Consider the following 23,885-nt stretch of genomic DNA (forward strand, 5'->3'; position numbering starts at 1 on the left):
TATGGTTAATTGGCGCGGTGCGCGCGTGCGACGCGCAGGAGTGCGGGCCCGGTTGACGGGCCGTGCGAGGGGAGAAGCAAGTTGAACAACGGGCGACCGATATCGGGGGCGTCGGTTGGCGCACGGGGGCACGGACGTACAGGGCGTACGGGGCTTCTGGCGCTGATACTCGGCGTGCTGCTGATCGCCGTGACGGCGTGCGGCGGCGGAGGGGGGTCCGACTCGGGCTCCAGCGGCGACAAGAACGGCAAGGGCGGCTCTGACCAGGCCGAGACCAAGACCTCACAGGCCGTCGTGACCATAGCGCCCAAGGACGGCGCCGACGACGTGGACACCAGCGGCGCCCTGAAGATATCCGCGGCCAAGGGCAAACTGACCAAGGTCACTGTCGAGGATGCGAAGGGCAAGGCGGTAGCGGGCAACATCACTGACGGCGGGGCGAGTTGGACGCCCACGTACCACCTGGCGTCCGACACGAAGTACAAGGTTCAGGCCACGGCCAAGGACTCCGAGGGCCGCCAGGCGACCGAAGAGTCCAGCTTCACGACGCTGACCCCGAAGAACACCTTCGTCGGCATCTTCACACCCGAGGACGGTTCCAAGGTCGGCGTCGGAATGCCCTTCTCAATCAACTTCACGCGGGGCATCACCAACCCCGAGGACGTCGAGAAGGCCATCCGCATCAAGACGGAGCCCGCTGTGGAGGTCAAGGGCCACTGGTTCGGCAACGACCGGCTGGACTTCCGTCCGGAGAAATACTGGAAGCCCGGTACGAAGGTCACGGTCGACCTCGACCTCGACGGCGTGAAGGGCCGGCCCGGCGTCTACGGCGAGCAGGCCAAGACCGTGGAGTTCACCATCGGCCGCAGCCAGATCTCCACCGTGGACGTCAAGTCCAAGAAGATGACCGTCAAGCGCGACGGCAAGGTCATCAAGACCATCCCGGTCACCACGGGCAAGCCGGGTTACGAGACCTGGAACGGCCAGATGGTCATCACCGAGCGCCACGAAATGACCCGTATGAACGGCGAAACGGTCGGCTACGGCGGCGAGTACGACATCAAGGACGTATCGCACGCCATGCGTCTGTCGACCTCGGGCACCTTCATCCACGGCAACTACTGGGGCGGCGGCGCCTTCGGCAACTACAACGCCAGCCATGGCTGCATCGGCCTGCGCGACCTGAAGGGCGGCAGCTCCTCGAGTCCGGCGGGCTGGTTCTTCGACCGCTCGATGATCGGCGACGTGGTGATCGTGAAGAACTCCAACGACCGGATCATCGATCCGGACAACGGTCTCAACGGCTGGAACATGCCGTGGGACAAGTGGTAGACGACTCCGGTCGTACGGGCCTGGCGTGACGGTCCGGTGTGACCGCCGGCGTGACAGTTGGGTGTGACCGTGACGGGCCCGATGTGCTGTGACTGAGCACACCGGGCCCGTTGTCGTTAGTCGCCGTTAACCTTCCTTCATGACTGTGCATCTCGAAGTCGCCGAAGGCGTCGGCACGATCCGCCTCGACCGTCCCCCCATGAACGCGCTGGACGTCGCCACACAGGACAGGCTCAAGGAACTCGCGGAGGAGGCCACGCGTCGCGAGGACGTGCGCGCCGTGATCCTCTACGGCGGCGAGAAGGTGTTCGCGGCGGGCGCGGACATCAAGGAGATGCAGGCCATGGACCATACGGCGATGGTCGTACGGTCCCGGGCCCTGCAGGACTCCTTCACCGCCGTGACCCGTATCCCCAAGCCGGTGGTGGCCGCGGTCACCGGTTACGCGCTGGGCGGGGGCTGCGAGCTGGCACTGTGCGCGGACTACCGGATCGCCGCGGACAACGCGAAGCTCGGCCAGCCGGAGATCCTGCTCGGGCTGATCCCCGGGGCGGGTGGCACCCAGCGCCTGTCCCGGCTGATCGGGCCCTCACGCGCCAAGGACCTCATCTTCACCGGCCGTATGGTCAGGGCCGACGAGGCACTCACGCTCGGACTGGTGGACCGGGTCGTGCCCGCCGCCGAGGTGTACGAGCAGGCGCACACATGGGCCGCCAAGCTCGCGCAGGGACCGGCGCTCGCACTGCGGGCCGCCAAGGAGTCGGTGGACGTGGGTCTTGAGACGGACCTCGAGACCGGGCTCGCGGTGGAACGCAACTGGTTCGCGGGGCTGTTCGCGACGGAGGACCGGGAGCGGGGGATGCGGAGCTTTGTGGAGGAAGGGCCTGGGAAGGCGAAGTTCCTCTGATCAACTTGCTCTGATCAACCGGCAGTTGACGCGGCGTCTTACGCCGGCGTCCCCCGATGGGGCGGTTTGTATGAGCCTTGAGTCGAACTCGAGGTCGCCTGGTCGGGGGCCGTCGGCGATTGCCCCCGACTGGACTGTCGTCGCAGGTCAATCGGTCTGCACCGCCTCGCGCACTACCCGTGGCATATGCCTTCCGGCTGGCTTGGAACGGAGGGTTCCCGGGGGCGTATTCCCCTGGAACGGCCCCGAAAGCCGCTCTGGGCGGCCATGATGGGGGCATGGCGGGGCTGGAGGGTATGGAACAGCCGCGGCGGCACGCGAGTGCGACCGCGGCGCGTTGGTCACCCGGAGTCGAGGACGAACGCGCACTGAAGGCACTGGAGTTGTTCGGCAACCCGACGCAGGCCGAGGTTCCGTTGCCGTCCCGTCCCGAGTCGGCGGCCACCGCGCGCCGGCTGACCCAGGTGGTCGTCCTGCGCGAGTGGGGACTCTCCCCGAAGATCGCCGAGGACGCCGTACTCCTGGTCTCCGAACTCGTCGGCAACGCCGTACGCCACACCGGCGCCCGCGTCTTCGGCCTCCGCATGCGCAGCCGCCGCGGCTGGATCCGCATCGAGGTTCGCGACCCCTCCCGCGGTCTCCCCTGCCTCATGCCTGTCCAGGAAATGGACATCAGCGGCCGCGGCCTGTACCTCGTCGACAAACTCTCCGACCGCTGGGGCGTCGACCTGCTGCCCCGCGGCAAGACGACGTGGTTCGAGATCCGGGTGGCCTCCGACCGCTGACGAGCACCGCACAGCTGACCGCCGGGCTCAGTGCGCGACGAGCAGGGCCTCCGCTCCGACCGGCCGGAACCCGGCCGCCTGAAAGGCCCTTACGCTACGGGCGTTCCCGGCCGCCAACTGCGCCCAGACGGGTTCGCCCGCGCCGAGGTGCCGTGCCGCCGAGGCCAGCGCACGCCCCAGCCCCCGGTGCCGTACGGACTCCTCCACCTCGACCGCGGCCTCCAGGCGTCCCGCGACCCCGCGCCCCAGGACGAGTACGCCACCGTCGACGGCCCATACGCGCACCTCGTCACGCCGCTTGCGGGCGCGGGCGACCCGGGGATGGTCGGGGTCGCGCAGCTCCGACAGCGCGAGCGACGGCGGACCCGGCACGGGCGTCGCGACGGCCAGCAGATCGATGGTGTCCGTCGTACGCCCCGTACGGTCCATGAAGGCGGCGAGGAACCGCGGGTTCATGGCCGCCGCGAGGGCGTCGCAGTCCAGGGACTGCAACTGCGCACGCACCCACTCCGGATCCTCGTCCGTGAACACGACGGAGTGCGCGGTGAAGGCGATGACACCCGCGTCCCGCCGACCATGCTGCGGTACGACGCTGACACCACCGTCCGCCGGCGGGAACTCCCCACGGGCTGCGGCATCGAGAATGTCCCGCAAGGCGCCAGGCGTGAAGTCCTCACTCATCTGCGCCCGGCCTCCAGCGCCTCGGCGAAGGCCTTCGCGGCGGCCAGTACATGCGGCGGCACGTTCTCGTCAGGGATGTCCTTACCCTCCAGGTCCCGCTCGATCAGTGTGCGGATGTAGCCGGAGAGCATCATGCCGCGCTCGTGCGCTATGGCCTTCGCCTTGTCGACCAGCTCGGCGGGGAGGCGCACGTTGAGCTGTTTCGTGTCCTGGGCGTGCATGGTTGCTCCCTGGTGAGGATCTGCGGTTTACCGCTGGCTAGCATGATCTAGCAATTGCTAGCTGCCCACTCCGGCCCGGGTGGTCGCCGCACTTCGTTCCCAGCCAGCCGGTTAATCTGACCCCCGACAGCAAGGCATGGTCGACAGTGACACAGCACGAAGGGGCACCCGGTGGCGGACATCGAGGAAGCACGCAAGCAGTTCCAGCGGATTGACACGGACGGTGACGGCTTCATCACCGCCGCCGAGTTCAAGACCGCCCTGGCCCAAGGCGGCGACTGGAACGTCACCGAGTCCGTGGCAGAGTCCGTGATCGCCGACCGAGACCTCAACGGCGACAAGCTTCTCTCGTTCGACGAGTTCTGGAACTACCTGAACAAGTGAGCCGAGCAACTTGGGGCGCCCACCGCGGAATGCGGAGGGCGCCCTTCGTCATCCGCGTCGCCCGATCCGTATCGATCAACTCCCGGAATGGCTCGGCACCTTCCCGCTCATGCGACGACGCCGTGGGACCAACCCCCCTGAGACACGACACCTACCGGACAAGGCCCGCCACGATCGTGGTGAGGGTGCGTTCGACGACCGCGTCGCGCTGATCGGCGGGGAGGTGGGCGAGGGGCCCGTCAAGGATGAGCAGCGAGAGGCCGTGGACGGTCGACCAGGCGGCGACCTCGGCGGCGGGCCGGTTCTCCGGCCGCATCCGGCCCGTGGCCACGAGCGCGTCGAGCGTGTCGGAGAGCTCCACGAACGCCGCGAACTCCGGTCTGTCGTCGGGGGCTTCGAGGCCTGTGAAGGCATCGGGCTCCTCCGTGGTCGTACGGCAGAAGGCGGTGCGGAAGAGCCCGGGGTGCTCGATCGCGAACCGTACGTACCCGCGCCCGATCGTCTCGGCCCTGCGCACGGCCTCCTCCCCGGGGTCGTCGAGCGGGGGCAGCGCGTGCAGGGCCTCGGTCATCGACGCGACGAGCGCCTGCTGGCCACGAGCCTTCACGGCATGGAGGAGATCTCCCTGGCCGCTGAAGTGGCGGTACGCGGCGGTGGGCGACACGCCGACGCTGCGGGCCGCCTCGCGCAGGACGACCCGCTCGGGGCCGCCCTCGGCCGCGAGTTCCACGGCGGCCCCGATCAGCGCGTTACGGAGATCGCCGTGGTGGTAGCGGGACTTGCCGCCAGTGATCGCTCCCATGACTCCATCCTGCCCGATGACTCCAATCCCGCCCGAATCCCGAAGTTGACGCCGTTAACATCCTGTGTCACCGTCTATGTTAACGGCATAAACATCCGGAGGCGATCACCGTGTTCGATCGAATTGCCGAGCTGGCCCTCCACCGGGGCCGACTCGTACTGACACTGACCGTGGTGGCCGTGGTCGCGATGGGGGCCATCGGCTTCGGGGCGTTCGGCAAGCTCCTGGGCGGCGGCTTCGAGGATCCGAACGCGCCCTCGACCCACGCCCAGGAGCTCATCGACGAGAAGTTCGGCGGCGAGACCAATCTGGTCCTGCTGGTACGGGCCGACGACGGCGACCTCGGTTCCGCCGCCGCCGAACGCGCGGGCCGCACCCTCACCTCGGAGCTCAAGGACGAATCCACCGTGGCGAACGTGATCTCGTACTGGGACACCGGCGCCGCCACGCTGACCTCCCGGGACGGCGACGCGGCGCTGGTGCTGGCCCACGTCAAGGGCGACGACACCGAGCAGGGCGACAACGCCTCGGCGCTCATCGACGAGTACACCGGCGACCGGAACGGGCTGACCGTGCAGGCCGGCGGAGAGGCCGCGGTCGGCGACGAAGTACCCACCCAGGTCGCCAAGGACCTCGCCCTGGCCGAGACGATCGCCGTGCCCCTGATCCTCATCCTGCTCGTGATCGCCTTTGGCAGCCTCGTCGCGGCACTGCTGCCCCTGGTCATCGGGCTGATCGCGATCGTCGGCACCTTCGCCGAGCTCTATGTGCTCGGCAGCATCACCAACGTGTCGGTGTTCTCGATCAACCTCACCACCGCCCTCGGTCTCGGCCTCGGCATCGACTACGCCCTGCTCATGATCAGCCGGTTCCGCGAGCACCTCGCGGAGGGCGCCGATGTCCCCGAGGCGCTCCGGCACACCGTACGGACGGCCGGGCGGACCATCGTCTTCTCGGCGGCGACCGTCGCCGCCGCACTCGCCGCCCTACTGGTCTTCCCGCAGTTCTTCCTGCGCTCCTTCGCCTACGCGGGCATCGGCGTGGTGATCATCGCCGCCGTCAGCGCCCTGCTCGTCGTCCCGGCGCTGCTCGCCGTGCTCGGCCACCGGGTCAACAGCGGCCGCCTGCCCTGGGCCCAGACCGTACGCAGCGCCGAGGCGCCCTTCTGGGGCCGGCTGGCCCGCACGGTCATGCGCAGGCCCGCGCTGACCGCACTTCCGGTCCTCGGGATCCTGCTGCTCGCCGCGAGCCCGCTGCTCGGCGTCACCTTCGGCACGCCGGACGAGCGGGTCCTGCCCGAGAGCGCCCAGAGCCGGCAGGTCGCCACCGAGGTCCAGCGCGACTTCAGCGGCAGCGACGACTCGGCGGTGCAGATCGTCACGACCGGGCCGGTGGCCGCGGACGGGCTGCGCTCGTACGCGACCGAGCTGTCGCGGCTCGACGGCGCCGTGCGGGTCGAGACGTCCGCCGGCACATTCAGCGAGGGCCGCGCCACCCCGCCAGGCCCCGCGAATGCCGCACTGGGCCGACCCGACGCCCAGCGGATCACGGTCGTCACCGGCCTCACCCCCAAGTCGGACGAGGCCCAGGACCTGGTCAAGGACGTACGGGCGGTGGATCCGCCGGCCGGGACCCAGACACTGGTCGGCGGCACCGACGCGCGCCTCGTCGACTCCAAGGACTCGATCGCCGACCGGCTCCCGGCCGCCATCGCTCTCGTAGCGGTCACCACATTCGTACTCCTCTTCCTGTTCACCGGCAGCGTGGTCCAGCCACTGCGCGCGCTGGTCCTCAACGCCGTCAGCCTCACCGCGGCCATCGGCGTGATGGTGTGGATCTTCCAGGACGGCCATCTGTCCTCCCTGCTCGGCTTCACGCCGCAGCCGATGGACACCTCCATGACGGTGCTCATGTTCTGCATCGCCTTCGGCCTGTCCATGGACTACGAGGTCTTCGTGACCAGCCGGATCAAGGAGCTGCACGACGCGGGCGCCGACACCGAGACCGCCGTCACCAGTGGGCTCTCGCACACCGGGCGGATCGTGACCATGGCCGCCGGGCTGCTCGCGGTGAGCTTCTTCGCCTTCGGCACGGCCCAGGTCAGCTTCATCCAGATGTTCGGGCTCGGCAGCGGCCTGGCGATCCTGATCGACGCGGTGGCTGTACGCGGGGTACTGGTACCGGCGGCCATGCGCCTCCTCGGCCGTACGGCCTGGTACGCGCCGAAGCCGCTGCGCGCGGTGCACGGCCGGCTGGGCCTCACCGAGGGCGCGCCCGCCGAGGAGGAGCGGACGCCCGCCAAGGTCTGACCTTCTGGCGGCTCGCAGTTGACGCAGGCGCTCGGCCGGGATTTCCGGTCGAGCGCCTCAGGACGGACGCGTTCGGCGCTGACCGCGGGGCAGGAGCGGTACTCGGACGCCTGATCGAGGGAATCGCCCGCCAGGCGGCTCCGGATGGAACTGGCCGCTTTGTTACGCGAGTAGGCGATTCAGCCGCCCTGGGCCCATTTCTTCAGCGCAGCTTTGCTGCTGAAATCGGCCACGTTCTTGTCCAGTGGGTCATCGGTGTACTGGTGAAAGCGCCACTTGGCCTGGATGCGGGGCTTGCCCGCGGTGACGTAGTCGGCGATCCAGAGGCCGTCGCCCGCGTACGAGGTCGTGTCGATGTTCAACCAGTAATTCCTGTTCGCGTACAAGACGACCCGGTGGTTCGGCCGCAATTCCTTCACCTTCTTGATGAAGCGGTCCTTCTCGGAGTTGCTGGCATGCGTGCCCTCACTCGTCGTTTCCCAGTCCACCGCGAGGATGTCGCCCGCCTTTTCCGGGGCCTTGCTGACGAAGTACTCGGCCTGGGCGGTGAGGTTGCCGGGCCAGAGGAAGTGGTAGAAGCCGACCACGCAGCCGGCGTCGCGGGCCGTCTTCGTCTGGGCGCCGAGTTTGGGGTTGACGTACGAACGGCCCTCCGTCGCCTTGACGAAGACGAAGGACAGGCCATCGGTGTTGTACGAGGACGACTGATAGGAACTGACATCGATGCCGCGCAGCATGGGGGGATCCTCCGTGCAGTGGGGGAGAGGAAAGTGGGGGGGCAGGAAAGCTGCAACTACCTTGCTTTTTCCCTTACTTCAGCCGCCCCACCCTCGCATGGATGTTCTGTCGAACGCAGGCGCAAAGCGTAAGCTGCCCACTCACTTGCCGATGAAGGGACGCAACCGTGGCTCAGAGGTCAGCCGATGACAAGCCCAAGGCGTTCAAGCCCGCCCTGGAATCCATGACCGCGCTGGTCGCCGCCGTCATCGTCCACGACAAGGCCACCAACCGCGTCGTCCTCCTCCAGCGCGGCCAGAACGCCAAGTTCGCCCAGGGCATGTGGGACCTCCCGGTCGGCAAGAGCGAACCCGGCGAACCCATCACCGAAACCGCCGTACGCGAGCTCTACGAGGAGACCGGCCTCACCGTGAAGCCGGAGTCGCTGAAGATCGCCCACATCATCCACTGCGCCTGGGGCGTCGGAGCCCCCAACGGCTTCCTCACGGTCGTCTTCGCCACCCACGAATGGACTGGCGAACCCGAAAACCGAGAACCGCACAAGCACGCCCAGGTCCGCTGGGTTGACGTCGACGCCATCCCCGACGAGTTCGTGAGGTCCACCGCAAGTGCCCTCCACAGCTACCTCAAGGGTGGCCCTCAGGTGTTCCTGGACGGCTGGAGGTAGGGAAGGGCTTCAGCGCGGGGCGGCGCCTTGCGTGAGTGGACGGCCCGGCGGACGGGCGCCCTCAGCACTCGATGATGTTCACCGCCAGCCCGCCCCGCGCCGTCTCCTTGTACTTCACGCTCATGTCGGCGCCCGTGTCCTTCATCGTCTTGATGACCTTGTCGAGGGACACCTTGTGGGAACCGTCCCCGCGCATGGCCATCTTCGCGGCGGTGACCGCCTTCACCGCGGCCATGCCGTTGCGTTCGATGCAGGGGATCTGGACGAGGCCGCCGACGGGGTCGCAGGTGAGGCCGAGGTTGTGTTCCATGCCGATCTCGGCGGCGTTCTCGACCTGTTCGGGGGAGCCGCCCAGGACCTCGGCGAATGCGCCCGCCGCCATGGAGCAGGCGGAGCCGACCTCGCCCTGGCAGCCGACCTCGGCGCCGGAGATGGAGGCGTTCTCCTTGAAGAGCATGCCGATCGCTCCGGCGGCGAGCAGGAAGCGGACCACTCCGTCCTCGTCGGCGCCCGGCACGAAGTTGATGTAGTAGTGCAGGACTGCCGGGATGATGCCCGCCGCGCCGTTGGTCGGGGCGGTCACGACCCGGCCGCCCGCCGCGTTCTCCTCGTTCACGGCCATCGCGTAGAGCGTGATCCACTCCATCGCGTGGGCCAACGGGTCACCCTCCGCCCGGAGTTGGCGTGCGGAGACGGCGGCCCTGCGGCGGACCTTCAGGCCGCCGGGCAGGATGCCCTCGCGGGACATACCGCGTGCGACGCAGGCCTGCATCACCCGCCAGATGGCGAGAAGCCCCTCGCGGATCTCCTCCTCCGTGCGCCACGCCCGCTCGTTCTCCAGCATCAGCGCGGAGATCGACAGGCCCGTCTCCCGGGTCAGGCGCAGCAGCTCGTCGCCCGTGCGGAAGGGGTACTTGAGGACTGTGTCGTCGAGCTTGATCCGGTCCGCGCCGACCGCGTCATCGTCTACGACGAAGCCGCCGCCCACGGAGTAGTACGTCTTGGAGAGGAGTTCGGCGCCGGAAGCGTCGTACGCCCAGAGCGTCATGCCGTTCGCGTGGTACGGCAGCGTCTTGCGGCGGTGGAGGATCAGGTCGTCGTCGAAGGAGAAGGGGATTCGGTGCTTGCCGAGCAGTTTCAGGGACTTTTCGGAGCGGATCGCGTCCACTCGCTCGTCCGCCGACTCGACGTCCACGGTCCGCGGGGAAGCGCCCTCCAGGCCTAGCAGCACCGCCTTCGGGGTTCCGTGGCCGTGTCCGGTCGCGCCGAGGGAGCCGTACAACTCGGCGCGTATCGAGGCCGTCGGGGCCAGCAGGCCCTCGTTCTTCAGGCGGCGGGCGAACATCCGCGCCGCGCGCATCGGGCCGACCGTGTGGGAGCTGGACGGGCCGATGCCGATCGAGAAAAGGTCGAAGACCGAGATGGCCACGGTGACTCCTCAACTACAAGGTGGTGCATGGGGTGGGGCACCGCGCACGTACGTCCAGTGTGCGCGGTGCCCCGAAGAAAGCGCCCGAACAAGGCGCCCGGAACGTACGGACCTACTTCAGACCGGCGTACAGCGGGTGCCTGTCGGCCAGCGCGGACACCCGGGCCTTCAGCGACTCGGCGTCGTAGACGGGCTTCAGTGCCTCGGCGATGATGTCCGCGACCTCGGCGAAGTCCTCGGCCGTGAAGCCGCGGGTGGCGAGGGCGGGCGTACCGATCCTGAGCCCCGACGTCACCATCGGTGGGCGCGGGTCGTTCGGGACGGCGTTGCGGTTGACGGTGATGCCGACCTCGTGGAGGCGGTCCTCGGCCTGCTGGCCGTCGAGCTCGGAGTGGCGCAGGTCGACGAGGACGAGGTGTACGTCCGTGCCGCCGGACAGCACCGAGACGCCGGCCGAGGTGACGTCGTCCCGCATCAGGCGCTCGGCGAGGATCCGCGCGCCCTCCAGCGTGCGCTGCTGGCGCTCCTTGAACTCCTCCGAGGCCGCGACCTTGAAGGAGACGGCCTTGGCGGCGATCACATGCTCCAGAGGGCCGCCCTGCTGACCCGGGAAGACAGCCGAGTTGATCTTCTTCGCCAGTTCCGCCGTGGACAGGATCACGCCACCGCGCGGACCGCCCAGCGTCTTGTGGGTGGTGGTCGTGACGACATGCGCGTGCGGGACGGGGTTCGGGTGCAGGCCCGCCGCGACCAGGCCCGCGAAGTGCGCCATGTCGACCATCAGGTACGCGCCGACCTCGTCCGCGATGCGGCGGAAGGCGGCGAAGTCGAGTTGACGCGGGTACGCCGACCAGCCCGCCACGATCAGCTTCGGCTGGGACTCCTTGGCCAGCTTCTCGACCTCGGCCATGTCGACCTGGCCGGTCGCGTCGTCCACGTGGTACGCGACGACGTTGTAGAGCTTGCCGGAGAAGTTGATCTTCATGCCGTGGGTCAGGTGCCCGCCGTGGGCGAGGTTCAGGCCCATGATCGTGTCGCCGGGCTTGAGCAGGGCGAACATCGCGGCGGCGTTGGCCTGGGCGCCCGAGTGGGGCTGGACGTTGGCGTGTTCGGCGCCGAAGAGCTCCTTGATCCGCTCGATGGCGATCCGCTCGACGACGTCGACGTGCTCACAGCCGCCGTAGTAGCGGCGACCCGGGTAACCCTCGGCGTACTTGTTGGTGAGGACCGAGCCCTGGGCCTCCATGACCGCGACCGGAGCGAAGTTCTCCGAGGCGATCATCTCCAGGGTGGACTGCTGACGGTTCAGCTCGGCGTCGACGGCGGCGGCGACGTCCGGGTCGAGTTCGTGCAGGGGCTGGTTCAGAAGCGACATCAGTCAGGAGTCCTTCAGGAGGCGGAGTCGGAGCCGGAGAATTCGGTGTACTCGGTCGCGGAGAGCAGGTCCTTCGGCTCCTCGGCGATACGTACCTTGAACAGCCAACCGCCCTCGAACGGGGCGGTGTTCACCAGCGCGGGGTCGTCCACGACGTCCTGGTTGATCTCGGTGACCTCACCGGTGACCGGCGAGTACAGATCGCTGACCGACTTCGTCGACTCCAGCTCGCCGCAGGTCTCGCCCGCGGTCACCGTGTCGCCGACCTCGGGGAGCTGGACGTAGACGACGTCGCCGAGCGCGTTGGCCGCGAACTCGGTGATGCCGACCGTCGATACGCCGTCCTCGGCGACCGACAGCCACTCGTGCTCCTTGCTGTAGCGCAGCTGCTGGGGGTTGCTCATGGCCTGAATTCTCCTGTACGCGGGGGAGTGGTGATCAACGGGTGGTCTTGCGTCACGAGACGCCGGACAAGAGACGTCAGATGCGAGACGTCGGATACGAGACGGCACACGGGAACGTACGTCACGTCGCTGCGCTGCCGAACCGTCGGCGGGATTACTTCTGGCGCTTGTAGAACGGCAACGCCACGACCTCGTACGGCTCGTGGCTGCCCCGGATGTCCACGCCGACACCGGGCGTGCCGGGCGCGGAGTGCGCGGCGTCGACGTACGCCATCGCGATCGGCCTGCCGAGGGTCGGCGAGGGCGCGCCGGAGGTGACCTCGCCGATGACCTTGCCGTCGGCGACGACCGCGTACCCGGCGCGCGGGACGCGGCGGCCCTCGGCGACCAGGCCGACGAGGACGCGCGGCGGCGACGACTCGGCGCGGGCGGCGGCTTCGGTGAGCGCCTCGCGCCCCACGAAGTCGCCCTCCTTCTCGAACTTCACGACCCGGCCGAGCCCCGCGTCGAAGGGGGTGAGCGAGGTCGACAGCTCGTGCCCGTACAGCGGCATGCCCGCCTCCAGGCGCAGCGTGTCCCGGCAGGACAGCCCGCAGGGGACGAGGCCCGCCGAGGATCCCGCGTCGGTCAGCGCCTGCCACAGCTTCTCCGCGTCGGCCGGGGCGACGAACAGCTCGAAGCCGTCCTCGCCGGTGTAGCCGGTGCGCGCGATCAGGGCCGGGACGCCGGCGACCGTGCCGGGCAGGCCCGCGTAGTACTTCAGGCCGTCGAGGTCGGCGTCGGTGAGGGACTTGAGGATGCCGGGGGACTCGGGGCCCTGGACGGCGAGCAGCGCGTACGCGTCACGGTCGTCGCGTACGGCGGCGTCGAAACCCCCGTGAGCCGCGGCGCGCTCGGTGAGGGCGTCCAGGACCACCTGGGAGTTGGAGGCGTTGGCCACGACCATGTACTCGGTCTCCTGGAGCCGGTACACGATCAGGTCGTCGAGGATGCCGCCGTCCTCGCGGCAGATCATCGTGTAGCGGGCACGGCCGACCTTGACGCCCCCGATGTTCCCGACCAGCGCGTAGTCGAGCAGTGCGGCGGCCCCCGGCCCGGTGACCGTGATCTCGCCCATGTGGGAGAGGTCGAAGAGACCCGCCTTCGTACGTACGGCGAGGTGCTCGTCGCGCTCGGAGCCGTATCGCAGGGGCATGTCCCAGCCGGCGAAGTCGGTCATGGTGGCGCCGAGCGAGCGATGCAGGGCATCGAGTGCTGTGCGGCGTGGAGTGGTGCTGCTCATCGGACAGGGCTCCCAAGGCATGACGGCGAGGTCGTTCCTCCCCATCTGTCATCGGAACCTGAGAGGTTCGCCGTGACCGCCGACAGACGGTGGTCATGGTTTGCACCTTGGGTGGAGCCGCTGGTCGGCGGCCCGCTTTTCAGATGTGCCTCGCCCGCGCGGTAACGGGGCCTGAGAGATTCAAGGGAGGGACTTGCTCCTTCGGCGCCCGGACACCCGTACACCTGCGTGTACACGTACCCGGAACTCTCCCGCGCGGATTCAAGCGGCCGGTATGCAGTTGGCGCGCACATCATCGCACGCATCGGTGCGCCGTGGCAGGGGGGTCTTTCACAGGCGTGGGGGGCCTTCACAGGGGGCACAGACCCGTCACAGTGATCTGTGACGGGCCTGTGGCATGACGAGAACGAAAACGACAGGGGGCACGCATTACCTTCTCTTTACACTTGACGGGGATGGGTCTCCCGACCCGATGGGGAGGACGAACAGCGTGAACAGGACCACGGCGTACGCGACGGGTGCCGCCGTCGCACTGCCCAAGCAGCCCGCTGTCCCGGCTGTCCCGGCCAGGGAGGCGTGCGGCCCGCTCCCGGCGCCCGTCGTCCGTGATCTACGGGAGCGCGCGGGACACAGTCCGCACGGCCTGCGCTTCGGCGCGGCCGATCTCGTCGTGGTCACGGGACTCCCGGGCAGCGGCAAGTCGACCCTGATGCGCCGCGCCGTGACGGGCGTCCGCATCGACTCGCAGGACACCCGCGACCGCTGGGACCGCCGCCTGTCCGGCGTTCTGCCGTACGCGGTCTACCGCCCCCTCGTACGGGCCGCGCACTACGCGGGCCTGCGTCGCGCCCTGCGCTCCGGCGAGGGCGTCGTCGTGCACGACTGCGGCACCCAGGCCTGGGTGCGCAACTGGATCGCGCGCGAGGCCAGGCGCCGCGGCGGCACGCTGCATCTGCTGCTCCTTGACGTCCCGCCGGACACGGCCCTGGACGGCCAGCGTGAGCGGGGCCGTGGCGTCTCGCGGTACGCCTTCGCCCGGCACCGCGCCGCGGCCGCCCGGCTGCTGCGCTCCGTGGAGAAGGGCGACCTGCCGGAGGGCTGCGGTTCGGCCGTCCTCATCGACCGGTCCGCGGCGGACGTGCTGCGGCGGATCGACTTCGACGACTAAGCGCTCCGCTGGGTGAGGCGGTTTGATGCTGCGGGTCCGTCGTGGGTGGTCGCGCCCGCGCGGCGGAGCCGCAAATCGATACAGCCCCGCGCCCCTAAAGAGGCCTACGGCCTCCTTTAAGGGGCGCGGTACTGCAGTGGACTTCGGCAAGTCTGCTCAGGCGGGAGCTAGGGTTTTCCGACGCAGCGGTTGCTGCCCCGGCAGTGGTTTTCGAGCAGGTGGTAGAGGCAGATGGACTTTCCGGCACAGGCGCACCCCCATCCGCACGTCGGCTGGCCCGGCAACGAGTTGGAGGAGGTGCTCGCCGCGTCCCTCGGCGCTCCGGCGGGACCCTCGGCGGGAGCCCGGATCGTGGAGGTCCTCGGCCGCAGCTTCCTCTGGGTGCCGCTGCCGAACGGCGGCGGCCCGCACAGCGGCCCGCTGAACCTGCCCGCGATGGAGCTCGGCGGACAGGCGTACGTCCCGGTCTTCAGCTCGGAACAGCAGTTCCGGCAGACCGTCGGCGACCACATGTCGTACACGATCGCGCCCGCCGTCGAGTTCGCACGCGGACTGCCGCCGCAGGTGGGCATCGCGGTGAACCCGGAGGGCACGGTGGGCATCCCGCTGCCCCCGCCCGCCGTCGCCGAACTGTGCCGCGCCGGACGCACCGAGCTGGACGGCCCCGCGAGCGGCGGCCGGGTCCGCCTGTTCGAGCCCGACTGGCAGCAGGACCCGGTGGACTTCCTGACGGCCGCCGCGACCGAGTTCGAAGCCACCGGCGCCGTACGAACCGCCCGCCGCTGCCTCGCAGCCATCGAAACGGCAGACCCGGTCCTGTTCATAGGCGTGGAACTGACCTCCTGGAACCCCGACGCCAGAACCCTCCCCCTGGACGCCCTGGGCCGAGCCCTGACCCGAGCCCCGGCCCCCTGGCCGGTCAACCTGGTCTTCCTGGAAGCAGCCCTGGACCCGGTGACGACCTGGCTACGAGAAAGGGTCCGCCCCTTCTACCAAGCTTCGCTGTAGCGCGCCCCTGAAGGGGGCGCAGCCCCTTCAGGGGCGCGGGGCTGTGACATTAGCGGCTCCGCCGCGGGGCGCGACCAGCCACGACGCATCCGCAGTCGAAAAACGACATCGAGCCCCGAGCTCTAATCGGTTCAGCCAGCGCAGCGCATAAGCTGGTTTCATATCCGAGTCAACTTCAAGAAGGGGCGGTACAGGTGAGCGCCAGCGGCATCGCGGCCGGGCAGGTCGAGCACATGCTGCGCCAGGTGACGCCCGGGCGTTACGACGCCTACGAGGCGCTCCTGCGGGCGCTCGCGACCCCCGGCGGTGGCCAGATCTGGATGCTGCTCTGGCACGGCCAGGCCGGCTCACCGGACGCCCAGTACGGAAACATGGAGGTGGAGGGCTTCAGCTACGCGCCCTGCGTCACCTCCGCCCAGGAGCTCTCGGCCAGCGGCTGGAACCGTTCGTACGAAGTCGTCGACGGCCTCGACGTGGCCCGCACCCTCTACCCCGACCACTACGGTCTGTGGCTGAACCCGCACGCGCCCGGCGGCGGCGTCGGTGTCCCCTGGCTCGACCTGCGCCGTATCGCCACCGGCCTGGAGCGGCAGCCCGCAGGACCGCTCCGGATGGCCGAGCCGAGCATCGAACTCCCGCAGTTCTACGCCCTCCTCGCGCAGAACGCGCACCGCACCGCCGCCGTGCGCTCGCTGCGCCGCGCCTGGGTGCAGCCCGCGCTGGGCGCGCCGTATCTGGCCATCGGCCTCGATGTGTACGACACGAGCCCGCCCGCCGTGGACTCGGTACGGGCGATGATGCAGCAGTCGATCGGCGTCGTGCCGGACGGGCTGCCGGTGTCGACCGTCGCGATGTCCGACGAGTACGACCCGGTGGCCATGTGGATGCGTGCCATGACGCGCCCGTTCTACGACCGCGAGGCCCACGCGGCCCCCGCGCAGGCACCGGTGGCGGGCGGCTACGGCTACCCGGATTCTTACTGACCTCTCGTACTGACCCGCTGGTGCTGAGGTGCTCGTACTGCCACGCTCGTACTGACACGCCGTCGGCCTCCGCTCGGGTCGGCTGACCCGGGGTCACCCCGCCTGATCCCCTCCGTTCGCCTCCCGTTCGGCCTCGATTCGACTTCGGATCCGGGTCGGGTTTATTGTCCCGATCTACGCGGGTAAACGCGGCGTGTGGTCCTTGTGCATCAACTGTCCCGCGTCCGCACCTCGTTACGTACCGTTCGGATAACGGAACGTCCCAGACAGCATCACGTTTAGGCATCCATTCACCGCCAGGTCTTTCAACAGATCGCTGAACCGTTGAAGACTCCGGCTCCAGGGGTGTTCGCCCCTATGTACGACGGACTGGTCACGCCGCTACAGCGGCAAGTGGGGGCCGGCTACAGCCGGTTGAGAGGGGTCGCTGCCACGATGACGGCACCATTGCACGAGCCGACCGCGGAAGCGGCCCCGAGCGCTGCCGAGGAGGCGGTGCTCGCGGGCTCCGCCGAGGGCAAGGCGGTACAGGGGCGTTCCCTCGGCCGGATCGCCTGGGAGCGCCTCAAGCGCGACAAGTTGGCCCTCACGGGCGGCGTCGTCGTGCTCGCACTGATCGCGATCGCGCTGCTCGCACCGGTGATCACCAACCTGGTCGGGCAGGACCCCGAGACGCACCACGAGGACCTGATCGACCCTCTGTTCTCCACCCCCAAAGGCGCTTGGGGCGGCATCAGCGCGGACCACCTCCTCGGCGTCGAACCGGTCAGCGGGCGTGACGTGTTCGCCCGGATCGTCTACGGCGCCCGGATCTCGCTCCTGGTCGGCTTCCTGTCCGCCCTCGTCGCGGTCGTGCTCGGCACGGTTCTGGGTGTCCTCGCCGGCTACTTCGGCGGCTGGCTGGACGCGGTCATCAGCCGGGTGATGGACGGTCTGCTGGCCTTCCCGCAGCTGCTCTTCATCATCGCGCTGGTCTCGGTCATGCCGAACGAGATGCTGGGCCTCACCGGCACAGGCGTGCGCCTGTTCGTGATGATCCTGGTGATCGGCTTCTTCGGCTGGCCCTATGTCGGACGCGTGGTGCGCGGCCAGACACTCTCGCTGCGTGAGCGCGAGTACGTCGAGGCGGCCCGCAGTCTCGGGGCCGGGCGGATGTACATCCTGTTCAAGGAGCTGCTGCCCAACCTCGTCGCCCCCATCATCGTGTACACGACGATGATGATCCCGACCAACATCCTCACCGAAGCGGCGCTCAGCTTCCTGGGTGTGGGCGTCAAGCCGCCCACGGCCTCCTGGGGGCAGATGCTCTCGAGCGCGATCGACTACTACGACTCGGATCCCATGTACATGGTGATCCCGGGTGTAGCGATCTTCATCACCGTTCTTGCCTTCAATCTCTTCGGCGACGGCGTGCGTGACGCGCTGGACCCGAAGGGTTCCCGCTGAACTGCCGTACCCCCAGGGCCCGTCATCTGTCGGCGGGCCGCTATACACACGGAGGATCCGAGTGACTACCCAACGCACCACAAGGCGGCGCAAGCAGGCCGTGGCCGCCGCCGGCGTGGTCGCCGCGCTGCTTGCCACGGCGGCGTGCGGCGGCGGCGGCACCGACGAAGGCGGGGAAGGCGGCGCGGCCGGCTTCAACGCCGCGAACAACAAGGTCGCCCAGGCATCCGAGGCCAAGAAGGGCGGCGAGCTGAAGTTCGCCGCTGCCCAGGACGCCGACTCGTGGGACACCACGCGTGGCTACTACGGCTTCATGTGGAACTTCTCCCGCTACTACGCCCGCACCCTGGTGACCGGCAAGACGGAGCCCGGAGCGAAGGGCGCCGAGGCCACCCCGGACCTCGCCACCAGCACGGCGAAGATCACCAACGACGGCAAGACCTACACGTACACGCTGCGTGACGGGGTGACCTGGGAGGACGGCAAGCCGATCACCACCATCGTCTTCAACCTGCCTGCGCCCAACTCGGACTTCGAGGACATGCTCACCATGGCCTCGGCGGCCCCGGTCCGCCAGGACAAGGACACCAAGTCGAAGTACGGTCTGAAGCCGTTCTCGTCCGGTCCGTACAAGTTCCAGTCGTACAATCTCGATGACGTTCTTCACCAACGCCAATGACATGGACCAGCGTCTGATCAACGGCGACTACGACCTGGACGCCAACCAGACCGGTCTGTCCCCGCAGGGCCGCACCACCGCCCTGAAGGAGCACAAGGGCAACCTGGACAACCCGGTCTCCGGCTACATCCGGTACGCGGTCTTCCCGCAGACGGTCAAGCCGTTCGACAACATCCACTGCCGCAAGGCCGTGATCTACGGCGCCGACCACGAGTCGCTGCAGACCGCGCGTGGTGGCCCGATCGCCGGTGGCGATATCGGCACCAACATGCTGCCGCCGTCCGTCCCGGGCGCCGAGGGCCAGAAGTACGACCCGTACGAGATGGCCGGTGCGAACAAGAAGGGCAACGTCGCCAAGGCCAAGGAAGAGCTGAAGGCCTGCATCGGCAGCCCCGAGAACGTGAAGAAGAAGGGCTACGGCATCATCATCATGGGCTGGGGTCCTGACTTCCCGACCGTCCAGGGCTTCGGTCTGCCTCTGTGGGGCAGCAAGTACATCCTTGAGAGCGGCAACAACAACTTCGCGATGATCAAGGACAAGACGATCGACGGCCTCTTCGCCGACTACGTCACGGAGCTGGACGACGCGAAGAAGGAGCAGATCTCCACGGAGATCAACCACAAGGTCATGGAGGGCGGCTACTACCTGCCCTTCACCTTCGAGAAGTTCATCAACTGGCGCTCGAACCGGCTGGCGAACGTCTACACGACCGACAACTACAACGGTACGTACGACTTCGTGAACCTGGGCCTCAAGAAGTAATCCCGACCGGCGCACCCGCCATACGGCACGAAAGGCAGGTGAAGGCCGGCGCGGCGTGACTCGTGGGCCACCGGAAGACCTCCGGTGGCCCATGGTCCGCCGCCGGGCCGAGAGCAGTGCTCGCTTACCTCACCAGGCGGCTCTTCGCCGCCGCAGTGATGCTGGTGGTCATCATTCTGGTGGTCTTCTGCATCTTCTTCCTCGTCCCCCGCTGGGCGGGCGTGGACCCGGCCACGATGTTCGTGGGCAAGCAGGCCGACCCGGGGGCCATCGAGGCGGTGCGCCAGAAGCTCGGCCTCGGCGACCCGATCCTCGCCCAGGTCTGGGAGTTCTTCAAAGGCCTCTTCGCGGGACGTACGTACGTCGGTGGCGGCGACGTCACGCAGTGCTCGGCGCCCTGCTTCGGCTACTCCTTCCGCAACGAGCAGGCCATCTGGCCGGTGCTCACCGACCGCTTCCCGGTCACCCTGGCGCTCGCGCTCGGTGCCGCCGTGCTGTGGCTGATCTTCGGTGTCGCGGCGGGTGTGCTCTCCGCGCTCAAGCGAGGCTCCCTGTGGGACCGCGGCGCGATGGTCGTCGCCCTCGCCGGCGTCTCGCTTCCCATCTACTTCACCGGCCTGCTGTCGCTGGCGATCTTCAGCTACGGACTCGGCTGGCTCGACGCCCAGTACGTCCCCATCGAGGAAAGCTTCACCGGCTGGTTCGGCGGCATGCTCCTGCCCTGGATCACGCTCGCCTTCCTCTACGCGGCGATGTACGCCCGGATCACCAGAGCCACGATGCTGGAGGTCATGGGCGAGGACTACATCCGCACCGCCCGCGCCAAGGGCCTGCGCGAGCCGGTCGTCATAGGCAAGCACGCCATGCGTTCCACCATGACGCCGATCCTCACCATGCTCGGCATGGACCTCGGCGCCCTGATCGGCGGCGCGATCCTCACCGAGACCACCTTCAGCCTTCCCGGCCTCGGACAGGCGGTCCTCAAGGCGATCAGCGACAAGGATCTGCCCGTCATCCTGGGCGTCACACTGATCACCTCGCTCGCGGTGATCGTCGCCAACCTCGTCGTGGACATCCTGTACGCCGTGATCGACCCCCGAGTGAGGCTCGCATGACCGAACTCAGCAAGAGCGGGGCGGCGCTGAGCGAACCCGTCAAGGATTCGCCCGCCCCGTCCGCCTTCCTCGAAGTCCGCGACCTGAAGGTGCACTTCCCGACCGACGACGGACTGGTCAAGTCCGTCGACGGGCTCAGCTTCACGCTGGAGAAGGGCAAGACCCTCGGCATCGTGGGCGAGTCCGGCTCCGGCAAGTCGGTGACCTCGCTCGGCATCATGGGCCTGCACACCACCGGCCAGTACGGCAAACGCAAGGCGCAACTCTCCGGCGAGATCTGGCTGGACGGCACGGAACTGCTCACCGCCGATCCCGACCACGTACGCAAGCTGCGTGGCCGCGAGATGTCGATGATCTTCCAGGACCCGCTGTCGGCGCTGCACCCGTACTACACGATCGGCCACCAGATCGTGGAGGCGTACCGCATCCACAACGACGTCGACAAGAAGACCGCGCGGCGGCGTGCGATCGAGATGCTCGACCGGGTGGGCATTCCGCAGCCGGACAAGCGTGTTGACGGCTACCCGCACGAGTTCTCCGGCGGTATGCGCCAGCGCGCGATGATCGCGATGTCGCTGGTCAACAACCCCGAACTGCTCATCGCGGACGAGCCGACGACCGCTCTGGACGTGACCGTCCAGGCGCAGATCCTCGACCTGATCCGCGATCTGCAAAAGGAGTTCGGCTCCGCGGTCATCATCATCACCCACGACCTGGGCGTCGTCGCCGAGCTCTCCGACGACATCCTGGTGATGTACGGCGGGCGCTGCGTCGAGCGCGGCCCGGCCGAGAAGGTCTTCTACGAGCCCCGGCACCCCTACACCTGGGGTCTGCTGGGTTCGATGCCGCGCCTGGACCGCGACCAGCAGGAGCGGCTCATCCCGGTCAAGGGCTCCCCGCCCTCGCTGATCAACATCCCGTCGGGCTGCGCCTTCAACCCGCGCTGCCCGTACGCGGACGTCCCCAAGGACAACGTCACCCGCACGGTCCGCCCCGAGCTGACCGAGGTCGGCAGCCAGCACTGGGCCGCCTGCCATATGACGCAGGAGCAGCGGGAGCGTATCTGGACCGAAGAGATTGCGCCCAAGCTGTGAGTGAGAAACCCGAGGACGCGGCAGTGACCAAACCCGCAGAGAGCGACGGCGCGGGCCCGAAGACGGCCCCGGGTGCGACCCTCACCAAGGACGCCGCCCCCGGCGAGACCCTCCTGAAGGTGACCGGGCTCCAGAAGCACTTCCCGATCCGCAAGGGCCTGCTCCAACGGCAGGTCGGCGCGGTGCGGGCGGTCGACGGCATCGACTTCGAGGTCAAGTCCGGCGAGACCCTCGGCGTCGTGGGCGAATCGGGCTGCGGCAAGTCGACGATGGGCCGGCTGATCACCCGGCTGCTCGAACCGACCGCGGGCACCGTGGAGTTCGAGGGCCGGGACATCACGCACCTCGGGGTCAGCGGTATGCGCCCGATGCGCCGTGACGTCCAGATGATCTTCCAGGACCCGTACTCGTCGCTGAACCCGCGCCACACGATCGGCACCATCATCGGAGCCCCTTTCAAGCTCCAGGGCGTCACGCCCGAGGGCGGCATCAAGAAGGAGGTCCAGCGGCTGCTGGAGGTCGTCGGCCTCAACCCCGAGCACTACAACCGCTATCCGCACGAGTTCTCCGGCGGCCAGCGCCAGCGCATCGGCATCGCCCGCGCGCTCGCGCTCAACCCGAAGCTGGTCGTGGCGGACGAGCCGGTCTCCGCGCTTGACGTGTCGATCCAGGCGCAGGTCGTGAACCTGCTGGACGACCTCCAGCAGGAGCTGGGTCTGACGTACGTGATCATCGCGCACGACCTGTCCGTCGTACGCCATGTCTCGGACCGTATCGCGGTGATGTACCTCGGCAAGATCGTCGAGCTCGCGGACCGCGAGTCGCTCTACAAGGCGCCGATGCACCCGTACACCAAGGCGCTGATGTCGGCCGTGCCGATCCCGGACCCACGGCGCCGGGCGGCGAAGAGCGAGCGCATCCTGCTCAAGGGCGATGTGCCCTCACCGATCTCGCCGCCGAGCGGATGCCGCTTCCACACCCGGTGCTGGAAGGCCACGGAGATCTGCACCACGAAGGAGCCACCGCTCCTTGAGCTGAAGCCCGGTCAGCAGGTGGCCTGCCACCACCCGGAGAACTTCGCGGACCAGGCGCCGCAGGACACCGTCCTGCTGACCGCCGCGAAGGAAGCGGCGGAGCTGGTGGCCGACGAGGTGCTCGCGGAGTCGGCGGAAACGTCGGCTGCGGTCGCGGCGCAGGTGGGGGACAGGTCGGGCGAGGAGCCCGGGGATTCCGGTGCCGCCAAGGACTCCGGGGCCTCCAAGGAGTAGCTTCCGCGGCATGACAGGACGGGAGAGCGCGTGTGCGCTCTCCCGTTTCCGTGTCAGTGGGGAGATGTTGTGAGTCGGGAGATGTCACGTGGCTGAAATCTCAAAAGCTACTGCTTAGTAATTTCCTGTTGTACCGTTCAGGTATGTCAGAAGCGACTCTCGTACAGGCAGCGATCGGCGACAGCGAGTTCGACCGCGACACCGCGGTCACGCGTCGCGCACCCGGCGTCTACGACATCGATCTGTCCGCCGGATGGACGATCATCAACGCCGTCAACGGCGGTTACCTGCTGGCCGTTCTGGGCCGCGCACTCGCGGACACCCTGCCGCACGACGACCCGTTCACCATCTCCGCGCACTACCTGACGGCATCCGAGCCGGGTCCGGCCGTCGTCCGCACGGACGTCGTACGTACCGGCCGTACCCTCTCGACGGGCCAGGCCTCCCTCTTCCAGTACGACGACGAAGGCCGGGAGATTGAACGGATCCGAGTCCTCGCCTCCTACGGGGACCTGGACCAACTCCCCGACGACGTACGGACATCGGCGAAGCCGCCCGCGATTCCGCCGCTGGGCCAGTGCTTCGGCCCCGCCGACGCGCCCGCTCCCGTCCCCGGCAGCTCCGCCATCACCGACCGGCTGATGCTCAAGCTCGACCCCTCCACTCTGGGCTGGGCCCTCGGCTCGCCGTCCGGCAAGGGCGAGATGCGGGCCTGGTTCGGGCTCGCCGACGGCCGGGACGCCGACCCCTTCTCGCTGCTCCTCGCGGTCGACGCCCTGCCGCCGACCGCCTTCGAACTGGGCCTGTCCGGCTGGGTCCCGACCGTCGAGCTGACCGTGCACATCCGCTGCCGTCCGGCGCCGGGTCCGCTGCGGATCTCGATCACCACGCGCAATCTCGCCGGCGGTTTCCTGGAGGAGGACGCCGAGGTCTGGGACAGCGCGGACCGGCTGGTGGCACAGTCACGACAACTCGCTCGGGTCAGGATCTGACCGGCTCCGACTGAGGAGCAAGCGGGGCGACGAAAGGGCGCGTACGAGAGCTT

The 23,885-nt window shown here is 68.5% G+C and carries 22 protein-coding genes, 1 pseudogene and 2 riboswitches; of the genes and pseudogenes, 15 read left to right on the plus strand and 8 right to left on the minus strand.

Annotated elements, in window-relative coordinates; all coding sequences use genetic code 11:
- Positions 1–81: 81 nt before the first annotated feature.
- From OP79_RS16555 to OP79_RS16565, 3 genes are all read left to right on the plus strand, one after another.
- Positions 82–1,332 carry a L,D-transpeptidase gene (locus OP79_RS16555; protein ID WP_211270810.1) on the plus strand — a complete coding sequence of 417 codons (1,251 nt, stop codon included), beginning with the start codon at positions 82–84 and terminating at the stop codon, positions 1,330–1,332.
- Positions 1,333–1,471: 139 nt separating this feature from the next.
- Positions 1,472–2,239: an enoyl-CoA hydratase/isomerase family protein gene (locus tag OP79_RS16560; protein WP_033320986.1), complete on the plus strand. Its 768-nt coding sequence runs from the start codon at positions 1,472–1,474 to the stop codon at positions 2,237–2,239.
- A 278-nt stretch (positions 2,240–2,517) separates the two neighbouring features.
- Complete coding sequence (locus tag OP79_RS16565; RefSeq protein ID WP_033320987.1) at positions 2,518–3,024, plus strand: ATP-binding protein; 507 nt, start codon at positions 2,518–2,520, stop codon at positions 3,022–3,024.
- A 27-nt stretch (positions 3,025–3,051) separates the two neighbouring features.
- Here OP79_RS16565 and OP79_RS16570 read toward each other — a convergent pair whose 3' ends face one another.
- Both OP79_RS16570 and OP79_RS16575 read right to left on the minus strand, forming a co-directional pair.
- On the minus strand, positions 3,052–3,705 hold the full coding sequence (locus OP79_RS16570; RefSeq protein ID WP_033320988.1) for a GNAT family N-acetyltransferase: 654 nt from the start codon (positions 3,703–3,705) through the stop codon (positions 3,052–3,054).
- Complete coding sequence (locus OP79_RS16575; protein ID WP_033320989.1) at positions 3,702–3,926, minus strand: hypothetical protein; 225 nt, start codon at positions 3,924–3,926, stop codon at positions 3,702–3,704. Before OP79_RS16575 ends, OP79_RS16570 begins: the two co-directional genes overlap by 4 nt.
- Before the next feature lie 171 nt (positions 3,927–4,097).
- Between OP79_RS16575 and OP79_RS16580 the strand changes: the two genes are divergently transcribed.
- Positions 4,098–4,310, plus strand: a complete 213-nt coding sequence (locus OP79_RS16580) for an EF-hand domain-containing protein (RefSeq protein ID WP_033320990.1) — start codon at positions 4,098–4,100, stop codon at positions 4,308–4,310.
- Positions 4,311–4,461: 151 nt separating this feature from the next.
- Here the strand turns inward: OP79_RS16580 and OP79_RS16585 are convergent, their stop codons facing one another.
- Positions 4,462–5,112 (minus strand): TetR/AcrR family transcriptional regulator, encoded by a 651-nt coding sequence (locus OP79_RS16585; RefSeq protein WP_033320991.1) that lies wholly within the window; start codon positions 5,110–5,112, stop codon positions 4,462–4,464.
- A 110-nt stretch (positions 5,113–5,222) separates the two neighbouring features.
- On the opposite strand from OP79_RS16585, the gene OP79_RS16590 reads away from it, so the two are divergent.
- Positions 5,223–7,421 (plus strand): MMPL family transporter, encoded by a 2,199-nt coding sequence (locus OP79_RS16590; protein ID WP_033320992.1) that lies wholly within the window; start codon positions 5,223–5,225, stop codon positions 7,419–7,421.
- A gap of 179 nt (positions 7,422–7,600) precedes the next feature.
- Here the strand turns inward: OP79_RS16590 and OP79_RS16595 are convergent, their stop codons facing one another.
- Complete coding sequence (locus OP79_RS16595; protein WP_033320993.1) at positions 7,601–8,158, minus strand: glycoside hydrolase family 25 protein; 558 nt, start codon at positions 8,156–8,158, stop codon at positions 7,601–7,603.
- Positions 8,159–8,325: 167 nt separating this feature from the next.
- On the opposite strand from OP79_RS16595, the gene OP79_RS16600 reads away from it, so the two are divergent.
- Entirely contained in the window at positions 8,326–8,826 is a 501-nt protein-coding gene (locus OP79_RS16600) for an NUDIX domain-containing protein (RefSeq protein ID WP_033320994.1), read from the plus strand.
- Positions 8,827–8,887: 61 nt separating this feature from the next.
- Here the strand turns inward: OP79_RS16600 and OP79_RS16605 are convergent, their stop codons facing one another.
- The 4 genes from OP79_RS16605 to gcvT all read right to left on the minus strand — a co-directional run bounded on the left by OP79_RS16605 (position 8,888) and on the right by gcvT (position 13,316).
- A complete protein-coding gene (locus OP79_RS16605; RefSeq protein ID WP_033320995.1) occupies positions 8,888–10,255 on the minus strand; it encodes an L-serine ammonia-lyase in 1,368 nt (455 codons plus the stop codon).
- Between the two features lie 112 nt (positions 10,256–10,367).
- The gene (glyA, locus tag OP79_RS16610) at positions 10,368–11,630 is read right to left on the minus strand and encodes a serine hydroxymethyltransferase (protein ID WP_033320996.1); all 1,263 of its coding nucleotides are present in this window, start codon (positions 11,628–11,630) and stop codon (positions 10,368–10,370) included.
- A gap of 14 nt (positions 11,631–11,644) precedes the next feature.
- A complete protein-coding gene (gene gcvH, locus OP79_RS16615) occupies positions 11,645–12,034 on the minus strand; it encodes a glycine cleavage system protein GcvH (RefSeq protein ID WP_033320997.1) in 390 nt (129 codons plus the stop codon).
- 154 nt (positions 12,035–12,188) lie between these two features.
- A complete protein-coding gene (gcvT, locus tag OP79_RS16620) occupies positions 12,189–13,316 on the minus strand; it encodes a glycine cleavage system aminomethyltransferase GcvT (protein ID WP_033320998.1) in 1,128 nt (375 codons plus the stop codon).
- Positions 13,317–13,351: 35 nt separating this feature from the next.
- Positions 13,352–13,465, minus strand: a riboswitch (glycine riboswitch).
- A riboswitch (glycine riboswitch) is annotated at positions 13,466–13,580 on the minus strand.
- Between the two features lie 208 nt (positions 13,581–13,788).
- Here gcvT and OP79_RS16625 point away from each other — a divergent pair.
- From OP79_RS16625 to OP79_RS16665, 9 genes and pseudogenes are all read left to right on the plus strand, one after another.
- Complete coding sequence (locus OP79_RS16625) at positions 13,789–14,484, plus strand: AAA family ATPase (protein ID WP_033320999.1); 696 nt, start codon at positions 13,789–13,791, stop codon at positions 14,482–14,484.
- A gap of 231 nt (positions 14,485–14,715) precedes the next feature.
- A complete protein-coding gene (locus OP79_RS16630) occupies positions 14,716–15,492 on the plus strand; it encodes an enhanced serine sensitivity protein SseB (RefSeq protein ID WP_033321000.1) in 777 nt (258 codons plus the stop codon).
- A gap of 194 nt (positions 15,493–15,686) precedes the next feature.
- Positions 15,687–16,475 (plus strand): enhanced serine sensitivity protein SseB C-terminal domain-containing protein, encoded by a 789-nt coding sequence (locus tag OP79_RS16635; protein WP_033321001.1) that lies wholly within the window; start codon positions 15,687–15,689, stop codon positions 16,473–16,475.
- Positions 16,476–16,910: 435 nt separating this feature from the next.
- Entirely contained in the window at positions 16,911–17,921 is a 1,011-nt protein-coding gene (locus OP79_RS16640; protein WP_033321002.1) for an ABC transporter permease, read from the plus strand.
- Positions 17,922–17,982: 61 nt separating this feature from the next.
- Positions 17,983–19,363: pseudogene (locus OP79_RS49745) on the plus strand (ABC transporter substrate-binding protein).
- 116 nt (positions 19,364–19,479) lie between these two features.
- Entirely contained in the window at positions 19,480–20,478 is a 999-nt protein-coding gene (locus tag OP79_RS16650) for an ABC transporter permease (RefSeq protein WP_033321003.1), read from the plus strand.
- Positions 20,475–21,572: an ABC transporter ATP-binding protein gene (locus OP79_RS16655; RefSeq protein WP_033321004.1), complete on the plus strand. Its 1,098-nt coding sequence runs from the start codon at positions 20,475–20,477 to the stop codon at positions 21,570–21,572. Before OP79_RS16650 ends, OP79_RS16655 begins: the two co-directional genes overlap by 4 nt.
- A 23-nt stretch (positions 21,573–21,595) precedes the next feature.
- Positions 21,596–22,840, plus strand: coding sequence for an ABC transporter ATP-binding protein (locus OP79_RS16660; RefSeq protein ID WP_033321005.1), 1,245 nt, complete (start codon positions 21,596–21,598; stop codon positions 22,838–22,840).
- 143 nt (positions 22,841–22,983) lie between these two features.
- The gene (locus tag OP79_RS16665) at positions 22,984–23,832 is read left to right on the plus strand and encodes a thioesterase family protein (RefSeq protein ID WP_033321006.1); all 849 of its coding nucleotides are present in this window, start codon (positions 22,984–22,986) and stop codon (positions 23,830–23,832) included.
- The last annotated feature ends 53 nt before the right edge of the window (positions 23,833–23,885 follow it).

It is taken from the genome of Streptomyces yerevanensis (assembly GCF_000716805.1).
Taxonomy (GTDB): Bacteria; Actinomycetota; Actinomycetes; order Streptomycetales; family Streptomycetaceae; genus Streptomyces; species Streptomyces flaveus.